Source organism: Bosea sp. Tri-49, assembly GCF_003952665.1.
Taxonomy (GTDB): domain Bacteria; phylum Pseudomonadota; class Alphaproteobacteria; order Rhizobiales; family Beijerinckiaceae; genus Allobosea.
Genome location: NZ_CP017946.1, coordinates 135,779 through 155,626 on the forward strand (window position 1 = coordinate 135,779; position 19,848 = coordinate 155,626).

The following is a 19,848-nucleotide window of genomic DNA, read 5'->3' on the forward strand; positions in this document are numbered from 1 at the left end:
GGGCGCCGGCTGGCCATGAGTCAATCCTAAATTCAAGGATCATTGAAACTTGTCAGGAGCGGCCGATGCAATTAAGCCGGAGGTGATGAAGCAGCTTTTCCATCCCGAGATCGAGGACGTCCTCCCGGCTGACGTTTTCGCGGCGCTGGGCGATCCGATCAGGCTCGGCATCCTGGTTTCGCTCGCCGATTGCGACGAGATCGACAAGGCGCGCTGCGGCGCCTTCACCGAGCTCGCCTCGCCCTCGCTGCTCTCCTACCATTTCGCCAAATTGCGCGAGGCGGGGATGACCCGCTCGCGGGCGGAGGGGACGGTGCGCTTCCTCAGCATCCGCCGCGAGGAGTTCAACCGGCGCTTCCCCGGCCTGCTCGACAGCGTGATCGAGACGGCGCGGCGCGACCCGTCGGTACCGCGGATCAAGCTCGACGTCTGATCAGCCGCAGCAGGGGCATCCCGGCCCGAACACCGCCCGGCTGCCGAGCGCGGCCAGCCTTCCGCGCCAGCCGGGAACGTGCTCCCTGATGCGCGCCATCGTCCGCTCGCGGTCGAGACGGGTCGGGCGGCCATCCTCGACCACGATCGCCCCGTCGACGATGCTCGTCACCACGTCGCTCGCCCGGGCGTAATAGACCAGCGCGGCGTAGTCGCCGTAAAAGGGCTGGAGGTGCGGGCGGTCGATGTCGACCATGATCAGGTCGGCCTTTTTCCCAGTCTCCAGCGAGCCGATCTCGCCCTCAAGGCCCATGACCCGGGCAGCGCCGATCGTGTGCAGCTCCAGCGCCTGCGCGCAGGAGAGGGCGGTTGGGCTTCCCAGGCGCAGCCGCATGGCATTGAGGGCGTTGCGCATGCCCTCGAACGGGTCGTTCAGCATCCAGTCGGTGGCGAAGCCGGTCGGGATACCGCGTGCCATGATGTCTTCGAGCGGCGGATAGCGGCCGCGGCGCGGATAGATCGTCGGGCAATGCGCATAGGCCGCGCCGCTCTGCTGGACGGCGTCGAGATCGCCCGCGCCCGCGAAGACGAGATGGGCCAGCACGACATCCGGGCCGAGCATGCCGACGTCGCGCAGGAACTCGACCGGGCCGCAGCCATGGGCCGCCATGATCTGCTCGACTTCGGAGACGCTCTGGGCGGCGTGGATATGCATGCCGATGCCGAGCCGGTTGGCTTCGGCACGAGCAGCCTTCAGCAGGTCGGCCGAGCAGGTGTCGGTGGCGTGCGTGCCGATGCGTGCGGTGATGCGGCCATTGGCGGCGCCGTGCCAGCGCTCGGCGAAGGCGACGCCGTCGCGCAGGCGTTCCTCGCCGATATCAGAATGGTGCGTGTAGTCGCCGCGCCAGAGTTCGTGCAGGCGGACATCGAAGACCTTGTGGGCGATCTGGGCGCGCAGCCCGCAGGCCTCAACCGTCCCGGCGAGCCGGTGCGGCGCGTACCAGATGTCGTTGATGGTGGTGATGCCGGACTGGAGCACGTCGGCGCAACCGGCTTCCGCCAGCAGCGCCCACTCGTCCTCCGAGATGTCCTTTTCCATCCTGAAGGCGACTTCGAGCAGCGCCGCCTTGGCGGCGTGGTCGTCAGTCTGGCTGCGGAAGACCAGTGATGCTGCATGCGAATGGCAGTTAACGAAGCCGGGGAGGACCGCCCGTCCGGAGCCGCCAATCGTGCGGGCCGGCGCCCAATGTCCCTCCGGCCGGCGCGGGCCGGCATGGAGGATGCGCCCGCCGGCGATCGCGACCTCGCCATCCGGGATCACCGGCATGCCAGGGCTGACCGGATAGAGGAATTCGGCGCGCACCAGGAGGTCGATCTCGATCATGGTGCGGGCTCCTCCATCGGCATGAGAAAGCGAGCTTAGGGCGCGCGCTGTGGAAGGCCAGCGGCGCGCCTGCACGGCAGCCTTGCGTCGGCAATCCGCTCTCGCTATGAAATGTTACAACGTAACAAAATATGAGATCCGAGATGGATGGCCGCCTTCCCGTCACCGTGCTTTCCGGCTTTCTCGGCGCTGGCAAGACGACGCTGCTCAACCACGTCCTCAACAACCGCGAGGGCCGCAAGGTCGCGGTCATCGTCAACGACATGAGCGAGGTCAACATCGACGCTGATCTCGTGCGTTCCGGCGGCGGCGATCTCTCGCGCACCGACGAGAAGCTAGTCGAGATGAGCAATGGCTGCATCTGCTGCACCTTGCGCGACGATCTCCTCGCCGAGGTCGGCCGGCTCGCCCGCGACGGGCGCTTCGACTACCTGCTGATCGAGGGCACCGGCATCGCCGAGCCGCTGCCGATCGCCGCCACCTTCGAATTCCGCGACGAGGACGGCTTCTCGCTTTCCGATCTCGCCCGGCTCGACACCATGGTGACGGTGGTCGACGCGGTGAACCTGCTGAAGGATTATGGGTCGCGCGACTTCCTGCGCGAGCGTGGCGAGACGGCCGGTGAGGGCGACGAGCGCACGCTGGTCGATCTTCTTGTCGAGCAAATCGAGTTCGCTGACGTCGTCGTGCTCAACAAGGTCGGCGATGCCGGGCCGGAGGCAGTGGCGCAGGCCAGGCTCATCATCCGGGCGCTCAATCCTGATGCGCGCCTGATCGAGGCCGATTTCGGCCGCGCGCCCCTGGACGCGATCCTCGACACCGGCCTGTTCGACCATGAGAAGGCGCAGGAGCACCCGCTCTGGCACAAGGAGCTCTACGGCTTCAACGACCATGTGCCGGAGACCGAAGAATACGGCATCTCATCCTTCGTCTATCGGGCGCGTCGGCCCTTCCATCCGGAAAAATTCAACGCCTTCCTTGCCCGGAGCTGGTCGGGGTTGATCCGGGCCAAGGGGCATTTCTGGCTGGCGACGCGGCCCGAATGGGTCGGCGAGATGTCGCTTGCCGGCGCGATCTGCCGCACCGAAGCGATGGGCTTCTGGTGGGCCGCCGTGCCGCGCCCGCGCTGGCCCGACCATCCGGAATGGAAGGCAATCCTGAACCGGCACTGGCACTCCGTCTGGGGCGACCGTCGGCAGGAACTCGTCTTCATCGGCTCCGGCATGGACGAGCGCGCCATCCGCGCCGGGCTCGACGCCTGCCTGCTTGGCGAGACGCCGACCATCGCCTTCAAGCCCGAGCGCTATCGCGATTTGCCCGACCCGTTCCCGGCCTGGCGCCGCGCGACCGCCGCCTGAGACCTCACCCCCTTACTGTCCGCCCTGGAGACTGCCATGCGTCCGCTTTCCCTATTGTCCACGCTCGCCATCTCGGCCGTGCTTTCGAGCCTGCCGGCCCTCGCCCATGACCATGCCGTGCTGCGCGGCCGGCTGGTCTTCGCCGACCACGAGAAGCCGGTCGTGCGCGTGCTCGACCTCGATACCGGCGAGGTCACGCACAGCTTCGACGTCCCTAAGGCCAATCCCGGCTTCGCCACGGCGCAGGGCGGCCGCTTCGTGGTGATCAAGACCGGCGACGATGCCGGCACGATCCGCTTCCTCGACACCGGCCTGACGATCGAGTCGCATGGCGACCACAACGACATCGAGAAGGGGGCGGTGAAGCTCGTCGACCTCACGCTGACCGGCCAGAAGCCGGCCCATGTCATCTCCGGCCATGGCCAGCTCGCGCTGTTCTATGACGGCATCCGCCCCTGGGACGGGCAAAGCACGGCGAAGGCGGTGCTGGTCGCGATCAATGATCTCGCGAAGGACAAGCCGGCGCTGACTGAATGGCCGAGCCCGGGGCCGCAGCACGGCATCGTCGTGCCGATGGGCGAGGGGCGCTGGCTGATGTCGGTGCCGAACCCGGCCTATGTCAAAGGCGATGACCGCAGCGCCTCGTCGCGGCCGGATGGCTTCGAGATCCTCGACCGGACGAAGGGCAGTTGGACCAAGCTCGCCAGCTTCAACGATCCGGCCAAGGCCGACGCCTCATGCAAGCTCTATCACGGCCATGCTGCGGCCGATGGCCGCCATGTCTTCGGCTGCGCCGAGGGCGAGGGCGGTGGCATGCTGGTGCTGTCGCAGGCCGGCGGCAAGTTCAGCGCGCACAAGCTCGCCTATCCGGACGAGCGCCGGATCAGCGCGATCAAGGCCCGGGTCGGCGCCAAGTTCATGGTCGCCAATTACGGCAAGACCTCGCCCTATGACGGCCTGATCAGGGTCGATCCAGCCGCCAAGTCGCTGACCTCGGCTGATATCCTGCCGGTGCCCGGCGGCCAGTCGGCTTGCCAGTTCGAACTTTCCGGCAATGGCCGGCGGCTCGCCAATCTGACGCCGGACGGCAAGCTGCGGGTCTATGACGTCGCCGCCTGGAAGGAGATCGCCAGCTTCGACGCCGTGCCGGCCTTCGACTGCCAGTACGGCGCCAAGACACCGACACCCTCGCTCGCGGTGGTCGGCGGCAGTGCCTATGTCAGCGATCCGACCAATGGCCGGATCCGCGAATACAATCTCGAGACGCTGAAGCAGGCGCTCGATCTGCCGGTCGAGGGCATGCCGACCAACCTCGCCGGCAGCGATGCGGGCTGATCGGCCATAGGCTTTCGTTCAGCATCCGGGGTATAGGCATCCCGGATGCTGAACCGCCTTCCCCGCCATACGCGCCAGGTCATCGCCTACGCCTTCTCCGGCGTGATGGCGGCGGTTGCGCATTACGGATTGCTGATCGGCCTGGTCGAGCTCGGCGGGGCCGATCCCGTTCTGGCGTCGCTCGCCGGTTTCGTGCTCGGCGGCGTCGTCTCCTATCTCATGAACCGCTGGCTGACCTTCGACGCCACGCGGACCCATGGCGAGGCGAGCTGGCGCTTCGGCCTGATCGCCTTCGGCGGCTTCCTGCTCACCGGCGTGCTGATGCACCTCTTCGTCAAGGTCGCCGGCCTGCCCTATCTGCCGATGCAGGTCGTCACCACGCTGATCGTGATGGTCTTCACCTTTGCCGGGCACAAGTTCTTCTCCTTCGCCGATCGCGAAGGCGCCTGATCAGGCTTGCCCGGCGGCGTAGAGCGCCCAGCCGACCAACAGCAGGCTAATGAGACTCGCGAGCGTGCGGACATGGTTCCACAGCGTCCACGGGCCGGAATAGTTCCGCCAGAGCGTACGCGCCGCCTCGGGATCGATCGGGATCGTGGCAACGGCGAGCGCCTCGTTCATCGGCACATTGGCGAGAATGGTGAGCAGGAAGGCGCCGGCCAGATAGACGATGGCCGCGAGCGCCAGCAGCAGCGCGACCTGCCCGGCACCCGCCTTCCACCAGAGCCCAGCCGCTAGCAGCGCCACCACGGGCGTGCCGAAGAAGGCCGGGAAGAAGATGGCGTTGCGCACGACGATGTTGATGCTCTGCATCGACGCGATCGCGGTCTTCGGATCGACCGCGTCGAGCGCCCACATCACCGACATCGAATAAGCATAGAAGAAGCCGGCCATGGCGCCGGCCAGCACCAGCGCGATGAAGGTGACAGCAAGCGCGAGCGAGGCCATGGCGTCAAACCTCCGGGATGAGCTGCTTCCTGGCCGAAAAGGCCATGCGATGCGGGTTATGGCCGAAGTTCTGGCGGCGCGCGACGCCCTTGAAGCCGGCCGCCTCGACCAGCGCGGAGATGCCGACGGCGCTGTAGGTCGAGAGACCGTATTGGGCGCGCAGCTTGCGGTAGTCCGAGAAGACGGTGCGGACCAGCCCGCCGAGCGCCGCGACGAGGAAGCCGCCGCGCCAGGCGAAGCCGAGCAACTCGGTCGCGTCGGTCAGCGGCGAGAGGTCCGGCGGGATCACGTCGGCGAGGATCAGCTCGCCGCCGGGCTTGAGCTTGGCGAGCCAGGTTGTCAGCGCCCGCTTCAATTCGTCCTCGCTCAGATACTGGATCAGCGAATTGGCGACGACGAGGTCGAGCGAATCATCCGGCAGCGCCTCGACCTCTTCCGGCGAGACGACCGAGAGATTGGCGAGCGCAGCGAAGCGGGTCTTGAGTTTGTCGCGGACCGTCGGGGCAGCCTCGCACAGGATCAGCCGGCCGCTGGCCGCGGCGACGAGATCGGCCGAGAGCGCTTCGCCGCAGCCGACATCGAGCACGGTTGCGTCCCTGGACGGCACGGCGGCGGCGATATCCTGCGCGATACGGCGATAATGCAGGGCCTTGTGGCGATCCGAGACGTAGATCGCATGCTCGCCGTTCCAGAAATCACGCCAGGACATCGGGGTTCCCGTTTGGAGGATGGCGCGGAAAGCGCCTTCGCCTTAAGCCCTAGCATGCCCGCGGCGACTGTGAAGTCAGGTTGATTGCACCAAGCATTTGTGCTGCCACAGCCGAGCCAATAGCCTGCGCGCGACCGACCGGAGCCGTGCCGACCATGCTGCTTTTGCCGAAACTCCTGAAGCGCTCGATCCGCAAGGGGCGCCTGACCGTGATCGCGCCGGATGGAAAGCGACATGTCTTCGGGCCGGGCCGGACCGAGTTCAGCTTCGCCGGAAAGCCGGTCGTCGCCGGCGAGGTGACGGTGCGCTTCAAGGATACGAAGATCGAGCGCGAGCTTTTCCTCAATCCCGAGCTGGCGCTGGCCGAAGGCTATATGGATGAGCGTATCGAGTTCGAGGACGGCTCGACCATCCACGACCTGCTGACGCTGTTCTGGATCCAGCGCAGCGAGCTCCGCAAGCACCCGCTGCAGGCGGCGATCCGCAAGATCCGCTTCAAGATCCGGCGCTGGCGGATGCACAACCCGCTTGGTGTCGCCGGCAAGAAGGTCAAGCACCACTACGACATTCCGACCGATTTCTACCGGCTCTGGCTCGATGAGACGATGACCTATTCCTGCGCCTATTGGCATTCTCCGGATGTGGGTCTGGAGGCCGCGCAGAAGGCGAAACTCAGGCATCTCGCGGCGAAGCTGAAGATCGAGCCGGGCATGCGCGTGCTCGATATCGGCTCGGGCTGGGGCGAGCTTTCGATCTATCTCGCCAAGGCCTGCGGGGCGAAGGTGACAGGGCTCAACGTTTCGCCCGACCAGATGGCGGCGGCGCAAAAGCGAGCCGAGGCCGCCGGCGTCGGCGATGCCGTAAGCTTCATCAACAAGGACTATCGCGAGCTGACCGGGACCTTCGACCGCGTCGTCTCGGTCGGCATGATGGAGCATGTCGGCGTCGCGCATTACCTCGAATATTTCGAGAAGATCCGCGACCTGCTCACTCCGGACGGGATCGCGCTGGTCCACTGCATCGGCCGCGTCGGCCCGCCCGGCTTCACCGGCCCGTTCTTCGACAAGTACATCTTCCCCGGCGGCTATGCCCCGGCGCTGTCCGAGGTCTTCGCCGCCGTCGAGCAGACTGGCCTATGGCATTCCGACTGCGAGTTCTGGCGCCGGCACTATCACTGGACACTGGAAGCCTGGCGCGAGCGCTTCATGGCGCACCGGCCGGAGGTGGTCGCAATGCTGGGCGAGCGCTTCGCAAGGATGTGGGAGTTCTACCTCTCCGCCTGCTCGATCTCCTTCGACATCGGCGGCGACATGGTCTTCCAGCTGCTGCTCGGCCCGCATAAGAGCGCCGTGCCGGTGATCCGGGACTACATCACCGAGGCGGAAGCTGAGCTGGAACGGCGGGGCTTCTGACGGTGGCCGGAGATTTGCCGATCGAGCAGGTCTCTGACCTGCTGCGCGAGGTTGCGGCGCAGGCGGTGATGCCGCGCTTCCGCAAGCTGGTGGAGTCGGACGTCCGGGTGAAATCGCCGGGCGAAGAGGTCACGATCGCCGACGAGGAGGCGGAGCGGCTTCTGAATGTCCGGCTGCCGGCGCTGCTGCTGGGCTCGCGGGTGATCGGCGAGGAAGCGGTCTCGGCCCAGCCGGAGCTGCTGGAGGGGCTGGGCGAGGGCACCGTCTTCGTGGTCGACCCCGTCGACGGCACCTCGAATTTCATCAAGGGCAGTCCGTGCTTCTCGATGATGGTGGCGCTGCTGCGTGACGGCGAGCCCGTCGCTTCCTGGATGCTGAGCCCGGCGACAGGGACGCTCCATGTCGCCGAGCGCGGCTCCGGTGCGTGGGTCAATGGCGAGCGCGTCAGGGCCGGCCGACCACCGCAGTGGGCTGCGCTGCGCGGCGGCGTGCTGACCCGCTTCCTGCCGGCGGAGATCACGGCGCGGGTGCAGGCCAATGGCCGGGATTTGGCCGCCATCCTGCCGGGGATGCACTGCGCCGGCGAGGAGTATCCCGCGATCGTGCGCGGCGAGCAGCATTTCGTGGTGTTCTGGCGCGGCCTGCCCTGGGACCATGCGCCGGGCACGCTCTTCCTCGAAGAGGCCGGCGGCCGGGCGGCCCGCTTCGACGGGCGCCCCTACAGGCCGGCCGAACAGGGCTTCGGCATCCTGGCGGCGCAAACGCCAGAATTGTGGGACGAGCTGCAGCGGCGGTTGTTCGCCGAGATCTAGATCAGACCGCGGCCACGAGGTTGGTCAGCGCCTGCGCCAGACATAGTGGATGTCGGGCTCGCGCTCTTCATTGCGCGATCCGTCGGTCAGCTCGGCTTCGACGAAGCCGTGCCGTTCGTAGAAGCGCCTGGCGATCGCGTTGCGCTGAAACGTCCAGAGATTGAGCTCGGAGCAGCGCATCTGCGCGACCTCCAGCAAGGCGCTGCCCGCACCCTGACCCTGATGGGTCGGCAGCACGTAGAGCTGGTCGATCCAGCCGTCGCGGAAGGCTATGAAGCCGGCCAGCGCCGGGCCGTGGAACGTGCCCCACAGTTCGCATTCGCGGAAGACGACCGTCCCGAAATAGGCGCGATCTTCCTCGGGCGTATGCAGCCCTGCCAGCCAGGGCAGGCGATCGTCGAGACTCGCGCGGTGCACGGCTGCCACCGCATCCATGTCATTGCGTTGGAGCCTGGTCGGGGGACTGAGCATTTCCCCGAGTAGCAGAGGCCAGCTCAGCCCGGCAACGGCTGGTCGGTCGCACTCAAAACCCCGCCAGCTTTTGCCGCGAGGGTGTGAGGTAAACGCCATCCGAGGGAGGCGCGGGGTTAAGGCGGCGTCGCAGTCGACGGCTGCGTGCCGAATGTCGATGTCGAAATGTCGAGGCAGCGCCACTGGCCACTGCCCGAACCCCGCGCGCGGTTCTCTTGTGAGTTCTCGCCGTGTGTTGCGTCCGGCTGGACCGGGGTGCCTGCCCCGAACGACGAAACCCCTCCGTGGTGGAACGAGCAGGCCCTGGTCGCAAAAGTGGTTCGCACTTCTGCGGAGCGCACTCATTCAGGCTCGCAAGGCCCTTTCGCCACGAACACCGCTCTCCCGCCCGGCCTCATGATGCCTCGCGAAGCCCCCTCGGTTCGGGCGGGACGGGGAGAAGCATAAAGCAGGTTTTCGGGGCGGGGATTGATTGGGGAGTTGTCCCCGTTGGCTCGACCGTCATGCTCGCCCTTGTGGCGAGCATCCACGTCTTGAACGCTGTGCTTCACGGAGGAAGACGTGGATGGTCGGGACAAGCCCGACCATGACGAGGAGGCGCGGGGAACCCTTCTCCCATCAGGGAGAGGGGTTCTGTGGCGTACTTTACCCCGCCGGCATCGCCGCCATGTCGGCGAAGACCGCCTCGAAAGTGTGGCCGTCGGCGTCCTCGAAGGCGCGATTGTAGAGCCAGCCCAGATCGATCGCCGGGCGCGGATCGGCCTTGCCGCCGGCGTCTGCCGCAGCCTTGACCACCGCATCGACCGCGGCGCGGCTCTCCTGGGTGAGCGCCAGCAGGACCTGCGCGCCGGCATGGGCGTCGGCGACGGGCTTCGCGGTGAAGGTCGCGAAATAGTCGCGGGCGAGCAGATGGAAGGTGATCGTATCGGACCAGACCATGCTCGAAGCCTGGTGGTCGCTGAAGGCCGCATTCTGCGTGCAGCCGATCGCCTCGTAGACGCGGGTCGCGGCAGCGAGGTCGGCGACGGGCAGGTTGACGAAGAGCATCTTGGACATGGTGTGCTTCCTTGCTGGGTGAGTGATCGTCAGAGGTTCTGCTGCAGGATCCGCCCGTTCGGGTGGACGCAGATCAGCTCGAGCCGGCCTTCGCCGACATTCTCGAAGCGATGTGGGACATCTGGTGCGGCAACCACGATGTCGCCGGCATGGCCGCGGGTGGTTTCGCCACCGACGGTGAACTCGGCCTCGCCCTTCCGGACGATCCAGGTCTCGGAATAGGGATGGACGTGCAGCATCGAGCCCTGGCCGGGCTCGGCGTCGACGATGAAGAACGAGACCGGGCCGCCGAGCGCCTCGCCTTCGAAACGCACCGTGCGGTTGGCGCCGCGCTGCTGATCCTCGGACCGAAGAACGTTGAACATGACTGCCTCCCTGTAAGCGGCGGATGGATTTATCTTTGCGAGAAGATATATAATGGCGAGATATCTTCCTGTCAAGATAATTATCTTCGTGTCGAGATATCTTGGCCGGAGAGCACACGCCGTGTATGTCTCGCTGTCGGGGTAGCGACAGCCAAGGCTCGGAAATGACAAACGAATCAGGAAACCAGGAAGGTGCAGCGGAGGACCATGTCGACCGGCTGCGCCGGCTATGGGCACGGGAGCTGCCGGATTTGAACACCGAACCGATGGCGATCCTCGGCCGCGCCTTCCGGCTCGGCAACATGGTCCGGCCGAGCATCGAGGCGACCTTCGCCGGCTTCGGGCTCGACCGCGGCGAGTTTGACGTGATCTCGACCCTGCGCCGTTCCGGCCCGCCCTACCGGCTGACGCCGACCGAGATGTATGCGCTCTTGATGATCTCCTCGGGGGGGCTGACCCACCGGCTCGACCGGCTGGAGAAGGCTGGGCTGATCCGGCGCGAGAAGTCGCCGCAGGATGGGCGTAGCGTGCGGGTCGCGTTGACGGAGAAAGGGGCGACGCTGGCCGAGCAGGCCTTCCGGACGGATATGGCGAGCGAGCTCGCCTTCCTGCAGTCGCTCGACGCAGGCGAGCGCGAAATGCTGGCGGGGTTGCTGAGGAAGCTGATCCTCGGGATCGAGAAGCAGGTCAGCGAAGAAGGGGCGGCAACGTAGTCATCCTCAGCGTCATGCTCGCCCTTGTGGCGAGCATCCACGTCTCGAACACCACACGCGATCAGTGAGGCGAAGACGTGGATGGCCGGGACAAGCCCGGCCATGACGGAAAGTGGCAAGTACTCACCGCTTCAGGTTGACGATCACCACGCCGGCCAACGCCATGGCGCCGCCGATCAGGCCGAGCGTCGTCGGGATCTCGCCGAGCCAGAGGAAGCTGATCAGCATCGCCGCCGGCGGCACGCAATACTGGAAGTTGGAGGCGCGGGCGGCCGGCAGGCGCGACAGGGTGATCGCCCAGGTGCCGTAGGCGACGACGCTCGAGACCAAGGCAAGCCAGACCACCGACCAGATCGCCTGCGCCGGGGCTGTCGGTAGCTGCTCCAGCGCGCCGGGCAGGAAGGGCGTCAGCGCGATGCCGCCGAGCGCCATGTTCCAGGCCGCGACGGTGAGCGGCTTGTGACGCGCGAAGAGCGGCTTCTGGACCACGGTCGAGATCGAGTTGCACAGGGCAGCGCCAAGGATCAGCAGGACGCTGACGCCGATATTGAGATCGAGCCCGTTGCCGAGCGCGATCACGCCGATGCCGGCGAAGGCGATTGCCGTGCCGAGCCAGGCGATCAGGCTGAAGCGCTCGTTCAGGACCAGCATGGCGAGCGCCGCCGTCATGATCGGATTGGTGTTGATGATGAAGCTCGCAGCGCCCGCCGGCACAACGCGCTGGCCGAGATTGAGGAAGATCGCATAGAGCGCGATGAAGACGATGCCGCCGGTGAGGAAGCGCCAGATGTCGGCGCGCTCGGGCAGCTTCGGGCGCATCACGATCAGGAAGAGCGCCGCGAACACGCCGGCGATGGCAAAGCGCAGCGCCGCCAGCTCGAGCGCGCCGAAGCCGGCGAGGCCGGCCCGGATCGCCGGGAAGGAGGAGGCCCAGGCGATGACGGTGAAGGGGATGGTGAAGAGCAGCATGGCGTCGAGGGTGGAGCCGGGCCGGGAGGGCGCGGCAGAGGGGACGGTTGTCATGGCAGGCCTCAAAGGCTGGTGACGGTTCGCCCTCGATAGACGCCCCGGGGAGCTGATTGACAAACGAGTAATTCAATGACGAGCTGTGAGTATGGATCACAGCTCTCCACTTCCGCCCTTGGACACGCTGCGCGCCTTCGAGGCGGCTGCCCGCTCCGGCAGTTTCTCGGCCGCGGCCGAGGCGTTGAACCTCACCCATGGCGCGATCTCTCGGCAGGTCGCCAAGCTTGAGCATTGGCTCGGCCTGCGCGTCTTCGAGCGCCAGGCGCGCGGCGTCGCGCTGACGCCAGAGGGGCAGCGCCTGTTCCAGCGCACGCAGGAGGCCTTCTCGGTCTTCGCCGACTCATCCGACCGCTGGAGCGAGCCGCGCGGGACGGCGGTGGTGCGCTTCAGCGCGACGCCTTCCGTCTGCTCGCTCTGGCTGATGCCGCGCTGGCAGCGCCTGGAAAGCGGCGATCCTACCGTGCGGATCATGCTGCAGGTCGACCATCGCAAGGTCGACCTTGAGGAGGAGGGCATCGACCTCGCCATTCGCTGCGGCCGCGGCGGCACGCCGGGGCGGGTCTCGGTGCAGCTCTTCGAGGAGTGGTGCTATCCCGTGGCCTCGCCCGAGCTGGCCAAGGCGATCGGCGAGGGCAGGCCGGAGCGCTTCCTCGACCAGCCGCTGATCCATGATTCGGACGCCGCCGGCTGGCGCGCCTGGTTCAATGCGCAGGGGCTCGACTTCCGGCCGCGCCAGCAGGACCGGCGCTTCGAGGACTACAATCTCGTGCTCGACGCTGCTGCGTCGGGGCTTGGCGTGGCGCTATCGCGCCCGCCTCTGGCGCAGGCGCAGGTCGATGCCGGGCGGGTCATCAGGGTCGATCAGCGCACGGCGCTCAATCCGGTCTCCTACTGGCTCGACCGGCCGATGGGGCAGCCGCGCCCGGCAGCGGTGGCGCTGGCGAGCCGGATCGCGCATGAGGCCGGGCTGTCGGCGGGCAAGCTGGCGGGGTTCCTGCGGCTGGAGGCGAAAGCGGCTTAGGAGACCGCGTCCGGCTGCAGCGCTTCTCGGGTTCCGTTTGCAGGTGACCGGTCCCGATCGAGATGCGCCCGCATCTCCTCGGCCAGGGCGAAGAAGCGGTCGCGTACCGGCCGCGCATGCGGGTTGGCCTGCTCGATGGCGAGGAAGACGCCGGGGCTGTCATGGCGCACCATCTCGGTCGCGCGCATCAGGAGGTCGAAGCTCGCCGTGGTCATCCGCCGCGGCAAGGGCTCCATCCGGACCAGGATCTTGGCGATGAGATGGGTCAGGCCCTGGACCATCGCCGCCTCGCGGTCATGCGCCTCCGGCGTCGTCATGATGACCTTGAGGCGCAGCATCCGGCGCAGGAAGGCGGCGATGCGCCAGGCGCTGCGACCGCGAATCGGGCAGATCGCGATCTTAAGGCCGGCAATGCCGTCGCGCCCGCTCTGCGGGCCGAAGAGCGGGTGGGTGCCGACGATCTCGACGTCCTCGGGCAGCTGCGCCAGCATGGTCATGGCCGGGCCGATCTTGACCGAGCCGACATCGACGACGATCGCGCCGGCGCCCAGATGCGGCCGCAAGGTCGCGATCGCTTCCGAGAGCGCCGCGACCGGCACGGCGAGGATGACGATGTCGCAGGCGGCGATCTCGGCGGGATCGGCGGCGATGATGCCACCTGAGGTGGCATCTGCCGGCAGCGTCGGATCGAACGCCAACAGGCGGCAATGCGGCCTGAGATGACGGGCGATCAGGCGGCCGAAGGCGCCGAAGCCCATCAGGCCGATGGAGGGATTGGTGGTGTTGAGGGTATGCATCGCGTTTTCCTTGAGGAGGGCCGCGATGCCGGGTGACTGCCTGATTTCAACCGCCAGCGCGGCGGTTGAGACATGAAAATGCCACCGCCTCTATGAGGACGGGGCGTAATAGTTGCGGGCGAGCAGGCAGGCAAAGGTCATGGCGCGCATAAAGCGCGCGCCATGCAGGCTGTCAATGGCCGGGCTCAGGCCGCCTTCTTCGCCTTCTCGGCTTCCATCAGCTCGACGAAGCGGGCGAAGAGGTAGTGGCTGTCCTGCGGGCCGGGCGAGGCCTCGGGATGGTGCTGGACGCTGAAGGCCGGGCGGTCGGTCAGGGCGATGCCGCAGTTCGAGCCGTCGAAGAGCGAGACATGGGTCTCGGTCGCGTTGGCCGGCAGCGTCGCGGGATCGACGGCGAAGCCGTGGTTCATCGACACGATCTCGACCTTGCCGGTGGTCTTGTCCTGCACCGGATGATTGGCGCCGTGATGGCCCTGCTTCATCTTCAGGGTCTGGCCGCCGATGGCGAGCGCCAGCATCTGATGGCCAAGGCAAATGCCGAAGGTCGGGATATTCCTGTCCAGTAACTCCCTGATCACCGGCACGGCATATTCGCCGGTTGCGGCCGGGTCACCCGGGCCGTTCGACAGGAAGACGCCGTCGGGATTGAGCGCGAGGATGTCCTTGGCTGATGCGGTCGAGGGCACGACCTCGACCTCGCAGCCGGCCTTGGCCAGCAGGCGCAGGATGTTGCGCTTGACGCCGTAGTCGATGGCGACGACGCGATGGCCCGCGCTCTCGCGCTTGCCGTAGCCACGCGGCCACTGCCAGGGCGTCTCGTCCCAGTCATAGCGCTGGGTTGCGGCGACGAGCGGCACGAGGTCGAGCCCGGCCATGTCGGGCAGGGCGGCGGCTTCCTGCTTGAGGGCCTCGATATCGAAATTGCTGGCCGGGTCATGGGCGATGACGGCGTTGGGCATGCCGTTCTCGCGGATCAGCGTGGTCAGCGCCCGCGTGTCGACGCCGCAGATGCCGACGATGTTGCGGGCCTTGAGCCAGGCATCGAGATGCTTGGCCGCGCGCCAGTTCGAGGGCTGCGTCACCTCGGCATGCAGCACGATGCCGCGCACGCCGGAGGAGGCAGCAGCGTTCACCGTCTCGGTGTCTTCCTCGTTGACGCCGACATTGCCGATATGCGGGAAGGTGAAGGTGATGATCTGCCCGGCATAGGACGGATCGGTCAGGATTTCCTGATAGCCGGTCATCGCCGTGTTGAAGCAGACCTCGCCGGGCGCCTGCGCGATCGCGCCGAGGCCGAAGCCTTCGAGCACTGTACCGTCGGCCAGCACCAGCACGGCAGTCGCGCGTGGCTCGCTCCAGCCCTGGGAGGCGGGGTTTCCTTCGTGAGCGGTCATGTCTATGTCTCGTCCAGGCCGCTGGAAGCTGCGGCAAGCGTGAAGGCTGCGCGCGGGTGGCGCTGCCGGTCTGGAGCGCGAGCCTTAATCAGGCGCCTGCGCCCCGTCAATGAATGAAGAAGGTTTGCACCATCATGTCCAACCTGCGTGAGCAGTTCACTGCCGACCTCAAGACCGCGATGAAGGCCGGCGAAAAAGGCAAGGTCGCTGCCATCCGCCTGATCCAGGCGGCGCTGAAGGACAAGGACATCGAGGCGCGCGGCGCCGGCAAGGGAGAGGCCACGGCCGACGAGATCCTCGCCCTGCTGCAGAAGATGATCAAGCAGCGCCAGGAATCGATCGCGATCTATGACGCCAACGGCCGGCCCGAGCTCGCTGACGGCGAGCGCGCCGAGGTCGCGGTGATCTCCGCCTATCTGCCCAAGCAGATGAGCGACGAGGAGATCAAGGCGGCGATCGAGGACGTCATCGCCGAAACCGGCGCCTCGGCTGTCAAGGACATGGGCAAGGTCATCGGCGCATTGCGCGGCGCCTATGCCGGCCAGATGGACTTCGCCAAGGTCTCGCCTATGGTAAAGCAGTTGCTGGGCGGCTGATCCGCGGGCGGCATTTCCGCCAGATCGACGGGCAGCGTTTCGGCAAAGGAGGCTTCCGATGTCGAAACAGTTGATCGCTGTGGTCGCGCTCGGGCTGGCCTTGCAGAGCTCGGCTGCGCTCGCCCAGTCGGAAGGCTGGGGCACCGGCTACCAGATGGGCACGTCCTATGCCGGGGTGAGCGGCGCCGATGGCACGCGGCTCACCTTCTATTGCGGGGATCCGGCGGCGGCCCGCGCCAACCCGGCGATCGCGAGCGGCCCTTATCTGATGGCCGTTCTGCCCAAGACACAGCTCAAGGACGCCCTGCCGTCGGCGATCGAGATCGTGGCCGACGGCAAGGCGATACGCGTGCCGGTCAAGGCGCAATCGGGCGTCGACGAGGTCGAGCTGACCTGGACACCCGACGAGGGGTTCGGCGTCATGCAGATGAGGCCGGTGGTGGCGAGCCTGCGCACGGCGACGCGGATCGAGTTGCGCGCTGCCGACGCTTCGATCCTGCTGCCGACGGATGGCGTGGCGAAGGCCCTGACTGGCGATCCGCTGAGCTGTCCGTAAGGAACCGGTTGCTTACGGCGAATAGCTCGTGCGCTGCATCACCCGTTCCTCGATCGCGCCGACCATGCGGCCGTGCTCGGCGGCGCTGCTGTCCTTGATCTTCGACCACTCCGCATCCTGCATGAAGCGGGCCCAGCTTTCGCGCATCGTCGCCTCGTCGGGCCAGCGCAGGACATAGACGAACTCGGTGCGATCCTTGGCCTTGGCCTCCCACATCGCCGCGATGTCGAAGCCATAGGTCTTCATGATGCGGGCGGCATGGTCGCGGAAGCGGGCGTGGAAGGCGTCCTTGTTGTTCTCGAAGATCTCGTAGATGCGCAGTTGCTCGATCATGGTCGCTCGTTCAGTCGCTGAGGCAGGGATGGCGAAGGCGGCCGCCGCGGAGAGTGCGGCCGCAAGCAAGGCTGATCGCCGGATGGGGCGGTGCATGAGCTGAAGCTCCTCGCTATTGCTGTGCGAGGAGGCTGCCTGCATGGCTGCCTTCAGTAAAATATATTGTTTGTCCTAGTTTGATATGTCCCGCATATCGACGACTGCCTGCCGGAGCACAGCGAGGAAGTTCTCTCGCGCCGGCGAGCTGCGCGTCGCGTCCCAGGCGGCAATCAGTTCGACATGCATCATCTCCGGCGGCGCCTCGACAGCGATCGGCCGGAAGGCGACGCCGGTGCGCGGCATCAGCGCCAGCGAGCCCGGGATCAGCGCGACGCCAATGCCGCTCGCGACCAGGCTGGCGACGGTCTGCATCTGGCGGGCTTCCTGGACGATGCGCGGCGAGAAGCCGGCGAGACGACAGAGCCCGATGATCTGGTCGTGGAAGCCGATGCCAAGCTGGCGCGGCGTGCCGATGAAGTCGTCGCTGGCGAGAGCGGCGAGGGGAATGGTCCCCTGTCCAGCAAGCACGTGATCGTCCGGCAGGGCGGCGAGGATCGGCTCGCGCAGCAGGCATTCGCTGGCGAGCTGTGCGACCATGATGCCGGGGTGGCGCATCAGGCCGATATCGGCCTCGCCCGCAGTAATCGCCGCGAGCTGCTCGCCCGTGGTCGCTTCGCGCAGGACGAGCTCGATGCCCGGGAATTCGGTACGGAAACGGCGCAGCGCCAAGGGCAGCAGGTCGTGGGCGGTGCCGACGAAGGTGATCGAGAGGCGGCCGGCCTGGCCGGCGGCGACAGCCTTTGCTTCCCGGATGCCCTCATCGAGCTGAGCGAGGACGCGCCGGGCGCTGACGAGGAAGGCTGCACCGGCAGGCGTCAGCGCGACGCTGCGGTTGCTGCGCGCGAACAGAGATAAGCCGAGCGTGTCCTCGAGCTTGCGGATCGCCTGGCTGAGCGGTGGCTGCGCCATGTGCAGGCGCCCGGCGGCGCGATGGAAATTCAGCTCTTCGGCGACGGCGACGAACTGGCGCAGCAGCCGCGTCTCGATCATCGCACGCGCTCCTGCCTCGCTTCGCCAGCATGGCTGGCTATCACGCGCTGTGGATTGCGCCAATAATCGGGGGAGCGCTGCGATCGGTGATTGGCACAAGCTCTCCGCATCGCCAGATAGGAAGCCATGAAGTTCCCGCCCTCCGTCCTTGAGGAGATCAAGGCGCGGCTGCCAGTCTCGGCGGTCGTGGGCAAGCGCGTGCGCCTCGCCAAGGCCGGCAGGGAATGGAAGGGGCTCTCGCCCTTCAATGCTGAGAAGACGCCGTCCTTCTTCGTCAACGACCAGAAGGGCTCGTTCTTCGATTTCTCCTCGGGCAAGAACGGCGACATCTTCAAGTTCGTGATGGAGACCGAGGGGTTGTCCTTCCCCGAGGCGGTCGAGAAGCTCGCCTCGGAGGCCGGTGTTGTCCTGCCGAAAGTCTCCGTCGAGGCGCAGGTCCAGGAGGAGAAGCGCAAGGGTCTGCACGAGGTCGTCGAGCTCGCAGCACGCTTCTTCGAGGCCGAACTGCAATCCGAGCGCGGCGGGCTGGCGCGGCGCTATCTTTCCGGGCGTGGGCTGGAAGCGCAGGCGCGCCAGCTCTTCCGCATGGGCTATGCCCCGCCCGACCGCTTCTCGCTGCGCGACCATCTCGCGGGCAAGGGCGTTGGCGCCGATGCGATGATGGAGACCGGGCTCCTGGTGCATGGCGAGGAGATCGCCGTGCCCTATGACCGTTTCCGCGACCGGGTCATGTTCCCGATCCACGATGCGCGCGGGCGGGTCGTCGCCTTCGGCGGCCGGGCGATGAGCGCCGATGTCCCTGCGAAATACCTGAACTCGCCGGAGACGCCGCTCTTCCACAAGGGCGGGCTGCTGTTCAATCATCACAATGCCCGGAAAGCGGCGCATGACACCGGCCAGGTGATCGTGGTCGAGGGCTATGTCGACGTCATCGCCATGACGCTGGCCGGCTTTCCCCAGGTGGTGGCGCCGCTCGGCACGGCGCTGACGGAAGACCAACTCGGATTGCTCTGGCGCATGGCCGAGGAGCCGGTGATCTGCCTTGACGGCGACAAGGCCGGCCGCAAGGCGGCGGGCCGGGCGATCGATCTGGCGCTGCCGATGCTGGAGCCGGGCAAATCGCTCTCCTTCGCCCTGCTGCCGGAAGGGCAGGACCCTGACGATCTCGCTCGCTCGGGTGGCAAGCAGGCGGTTGCCGAGGTCATCGGGGCGGCAAAGCCGCTGGTCGATATGCTCTGGGCGCGCGAGTTCGAGGCGAGCCAGCTCGATACACCGGAGCGGCGCGCCGCCTTCGAGCGCAGGGTGAAAGAGCCTCTCGGCCTGATCCGCGACGAGGCGACGCGCCGGCATTACCGTCGCGAGATCGACGAGCGCGTCGGCCAGCTCTTTGCCCCGGCGCCACAACAGGAGCGCTTCGAAGGGCGCCGGCAGGGCGGGTTCGGCGGCAATGCGCGCGGCGGGCGCGGTTTTCAGCGCGGCCCGGAGAGGCAGCCGCTGTCGCTGGTGCGGCCGAGCCCGCAGCTTACCAATTCGGCGATGCTGCAGCGCCGGCATGGCGAAAATCCCCGCGAGGCCTTCATTCTGCTCGCGCTGGCCAGCCATGCGGATCTGGTCATGCGCTGCGTCGATGAGATCGCGGAGCTTGCGCTCGACGGGTTGGCAGCCGAGCGTTTCCGGCAGGCACTGCTCGAGGCGGCCTTCGATGGCAGCTTCGACCAGGAGGCCTTCGGGCGCCGGCTGGAGCAGACCCGGGTGGCCGAGGCGAGGGCGGCGCTGCTCGCCGTCACCCAGCCGGCCGAGCGGCTGAAACTCTTGCAAACGGCTGATCTGGAATCGGTTTTTGATTCGATTCGTCAGGCCCTCGTCTTGCATCATCGCGCACGAACGCTACATAGCGAGCTGAAGGCAGCCGAACGCGCATTGGCTGACGAACCAACGGAAGCCAATTTCGCCTGGATGAAGGACGTCAAGGCCCGCCTCGAAGCAGTCGAGGGGACCGAGGCCAATCCTGAGGACTGACCAGGCTGGGTGCTTTGCTCGT

22 protein-coding genes are annotated in these 19,848 nt (G+C 66.9%); 11 read left to right on the plus strand and 11 right to left on the minus strand.

Features of this window, described 5'->3' with window-relative positions; translation table 11 throughout:
- Positions 1-85: 85 nt before the first annotated feature.
- Entirely contained in the window at positions 86-433 is a 348-nt protein-coding gene (locus BLM15_RS00690) for an ArsR/SmtB family transcription factor (RefSeq protein WP_126109410.1), read from the plus strand.
- Here the strand turns inward: BLM15_RS00690 and BLM15_RS00695 are convergent, their stop codons facing one another.
- Positions 434-1,816, minus strand: a complete 1,383-nt coding sequence (locus tag BLM15_RS00695; RefSeq protein WP_126109412.1) for an amidohydrolase family protein — start codon at positions 1,814-1,816, stop codon at positions 434-436.
- Between the two features lie 143 nt (positions 1,817-1,959).
- On the opposite strand from BLM15_RS00695, the gene zigA reads away from it, so the two are divergent.
- From zigA to BLM15_RS00710, 3 genes are read left to right on the plus strand one after another with little or no spacing between them, the layout of a single operon-like run.
- Positions 1,960-3,174 carry a zinc metallochaperone GTPase ZigA gene (gene zigA, locus BLM15_RS00700; RefSeq protein WP_236846473.1) on the plus strand — a complete coding sequence of 405 codons (1,215 nt, stop codon included), beginning with the start codon at positions 1,960-1,962 and terminating at the stop codon, positions 3,172-3,174.
- A 36-nt stretch (positions 3,175-3,210) separates the two neighbouring features.
- On the plus strand, positions 3,211-4,509 hold the full coding sequence (locus tag BLM15_RS00705) for a YncE family protein (protein WP_126109416.1): 1,299 nt from the start codon (positions 3,211-3,213) through the stop codon (positions 4,507-4,509).
- A gap of 45 nt (positions 4,510-4,554) precedes the next feature.
- Positions 4,555-4,959, plus strand: a complete 405-nt coding sequence (locus tag BLM15_RS00710) for a GtrA family protein (RefSeq protein WP_126109418.1) — start codon at positions 4,555-4,557, stop codon at positions 4,957-4,959.
- Here BLM15_RS00710 and BLM15_RS00715 read toward each other — a convergent pair whose 3' ends face one another.
- Together BLM15_RS00715 and BLM15_RS00720 are read right to left on the minus strand one after the other, a co-directional pair.
- Positions 4,960-5,457, minus strand: a complete 498-nt coding sequence (locus tag BLM15_RS00715; RefSeq protein WP_126109419.1) for an anthrone oxygenase family protein — start codon at positions 5,455-5,457, stop codon at positions 4,960-4,962.
- Between the two features lie 4 nt (positions 5,458-5,461).
- Positions 5,462-6,166: a class I SAM-dependent methyltransferase gene (locus BLM15_RS00720; RefSeq protein ID WP_126109421.1), complete on the minus strand. Its 705-nt coding sequence runs from the start codon at positions 6,164-6,166 to the stop codon at positions 5,462-5,464.
- 155 nt (positions 6,167-6,321) lie between these two features.
- On the opposite strand from BLM15_RS00720, the gene BLM15_RS00725 reads away from it, so the two are divergent.
- Together BLM15_RS00725 and BLM15_RS00730 are read left to right on the plus strand one after the other, a co-directional pair.
- The gene (locus BLM15_RS00725; RefSeq protein ID WP_126109423.1) at positions 6,322-7,578 is read left to right on the plus strand and encodes an SAM-dependent methyltransferase; all 1,257 of its coding nucleotides are present in this window, start codon (positions 6,322-6,324) and stop codon (positions 7,576-7,578) included.
- A 2-nt stretch (positions 7,579-7,580) separates the two neighbouring features.
- Positions 7,581-8,390 carry an inositol monophosphatase family protein gene (locus BLM15_RS00730; protein ID WP_126109425.1) on the plus strand — a complete coding sequence of 270 codons (810 nt, stop codon included), beginning with the start codon at positions 7,581-7,583 and terminating at the stop codon, positions 8,388-8,390.
- 24 nt (positions 8,391-8,414) lie between these two features.
- Here BLM15_RS00730 and BLM15_RS00735 read toward each other — a convergent pair whose 3' ends face one another.
- From BLM15_RS00735 to BLM15_RS00745, 3 genes are all read right to left on the minus strand, one after another.
- The gene (locus BLM15_RS00735) at positions 8,415-8,807 is read right to left on the minus strand and encodes a GNAT family N-acetyltransferase (RefSeq protein WP_442859410.1); all 393 of its coding nucleotides are present in this window, start codon (positions 8,805-8,807) and stop codon (positions 8,415-8,417) included.
- Positions 8,808-9,506: 699 nt separating this feature from the next.
- Positions 9,507-9,917, minus strand: coding sequence for a VOC family protein (locus tag BLM15_RS00740; protein ID WP_126109429.1), 411 nt, complete (start codon positions 9,915-9,917; stop codon positions 9,507-9,509).
- Positions 9,918-9,946: 29 nt separating this feature from the next.
- The gene (locus BLM15_RS00745; RefSeq protein ID WP_126109437.1) at positions 9,947-10,282 is read right to left on the minus strand and encodes a cupin domain-containing protein; all 336 of its coding nucleotides are present in this window, start codon (positions 10,280-10,282) and stop codon (positions 9,947-9,949) included.
- A gap of 164 nt (positions 10,283-10,446) precedes the next feature.
- Here BLM15_RS00745 and BLM15_RS00750 point away from each other — a divergent pair, with 164 nt between their 5' ends.
- Positions 10,447-10,995: a MarR family winged helix-turn-helix transcriptional regulator gene (locus BLM15_RS00750; RefSeq protein WP_126109439.1), complete on the plus strand. Its 549-nt coding sequence runs from the start codon at positions 10,447-10,449 to the stop codon at positions 10,993-10,995.
- A 123-nt stretch (positions 10,996-11,118) separates the two neighbouring features.
- On the opposite strand, the gene BLM15_RS00755 is transcribed toward BLM15_RS00750, so the two are convergent.
- The gene (locus BLM15_RS00755) at positions 11,119-12,018 is read right to left on the minus strand and encodes a DMT family transporter (protein WP_236846474.1); all 900 of its coding nucleotides are present in this window, start codon (positions 12,016-12,018) and stop codon (positions 11,119-11,121) included.
- A gap of 91 nt (positions 12,019-12,109) precedes the next feature.
- On the opposite strand from BLM15_RS00755, the gene BLM15_RS00760 reads away from it, so the two are divergent.
- Positions 12,110-13,042 (plus strand): LysR substrate-binding domain-containing protein, encoded by a 933-nt coding sequence (locus BLM15_RS00760; RefSeq protein ID WP_126109441.1) that lies wholly within the window; start codon positions 12,110-12,112, stop codon positions 13,040-13,042.
- On the opposite strand, the gene BLM15_RS00765 is transcribed toward BLM15_RS00760, so the two are convergent.
- A complete protein-coding gene (locus BLM15_RS00765) occupies positions 13,039-13,839 on the minus strand; it encodes a prephenate dehydrogenase (RefSeq protein ID WP_126109443.1) in 801 nt (266 codons plus the stop codon). The genes BLM15_RS00760 and BLM15_RS00765 overlap by 4 nt on opposite strands.
- 185 nt (positions 13,840-14,024) lie before the next feature.
- Positions 14,025-15,233 carry a glutamine-hydrolyzing carbamoyl-phosphate synthase small subunit gene (carA, locus tag BLM15_RS00770; RefSeq protein WP_126109445.1) on the minus strand — a complete coding sequence of 403 codons (1,209 nt, stop codon included), beginning with the start codon at positions 15,231-15,233 and terminating at the stop codon, positions 14,025-14,027.
- Positions 15,234-15,367: 134 nt separating this feature from the next.
- On the opposite strand from carA, the gene BLM15_RS00775 reads away from it, so the two are divergent.
- Both BLM15_RS00775 and BLM15_RS00780 read left to right on the plus strand, forming a co-directional pair.
- On the plus strand, positions 15,368-15,829 hold the full coding sequence (locus BLM15_RS00775) for a GatB/YqeY domain-containing protein (protein ID WP_126109447.1): 462 nt from the start codon (positions 15,368-15,370) through the stop codon (positions 15,827-15,829).
- Positions 15,830-15,887: 58 nt separating this feature from the next.
- Positions 15,888-16,385: a hypothetical protein gene (locus BLM15_RS00780; protein ID WP_126109450.1), complete on the plus strand. Its 498-nt coding sequence runs from the start codon at positions 15,888-15,890 to the stop codon at positions 16,383-16,385.
- 12 nt (positions 16,386-16,397) lie between these two features.
- Here the strand turns inward: BLM15_RS00780 and BLM15_RS00785 are convergent, their stop codons facing one another.
- Together BLM15_RS00785 and BLM15_RS00790 are read right to left on the minus strand one after the other, a co-directional pair.
- Positions 16,398-16,718 carry an NIPSNAP family protein gene (locus BLM15_RS00785; protein WP_126109452.1) on the minus strand — a complete coding sequence of 107 codons (321 nt, stop codon included), beginning with the start codon at positions 16,716-16,718 and terminating at the stop codon, positions 16,398-16,400.
- Between the two features lie 171 nt (positions 16,719-16,889).
- A complete protein-coding gene (locus BLM15_RS00790) occupies positions 16,890-17,807 on the minus strand; it encodes a LysR substrate-binding domain-containing protein (protein WP_126109454.1) in 918 nt (305 codons plus the stop codon).
- A gap of 126 nt (positions 17,808-17,933) precedes the next feature.
- On the opposite strand from BLM15_RS00790, the gene dnaG reads away from it, so the two are divergent.
- Positions 17,934-19,826 carry a DNA primase gene (gene dnaG / locus BLM15_RS00795; protein WP_126109456.1) on the plus strand — a complete coding sequence of 631 codons (1,893 nt, stop codon included), beginning with the start codon at positions 17,934-17,936 and terminating at the stop codon, positions 19,824-19,826.
- The last annotated feature ends 22 nt before the right edge of the window (positions 19,827-19,848 follow it).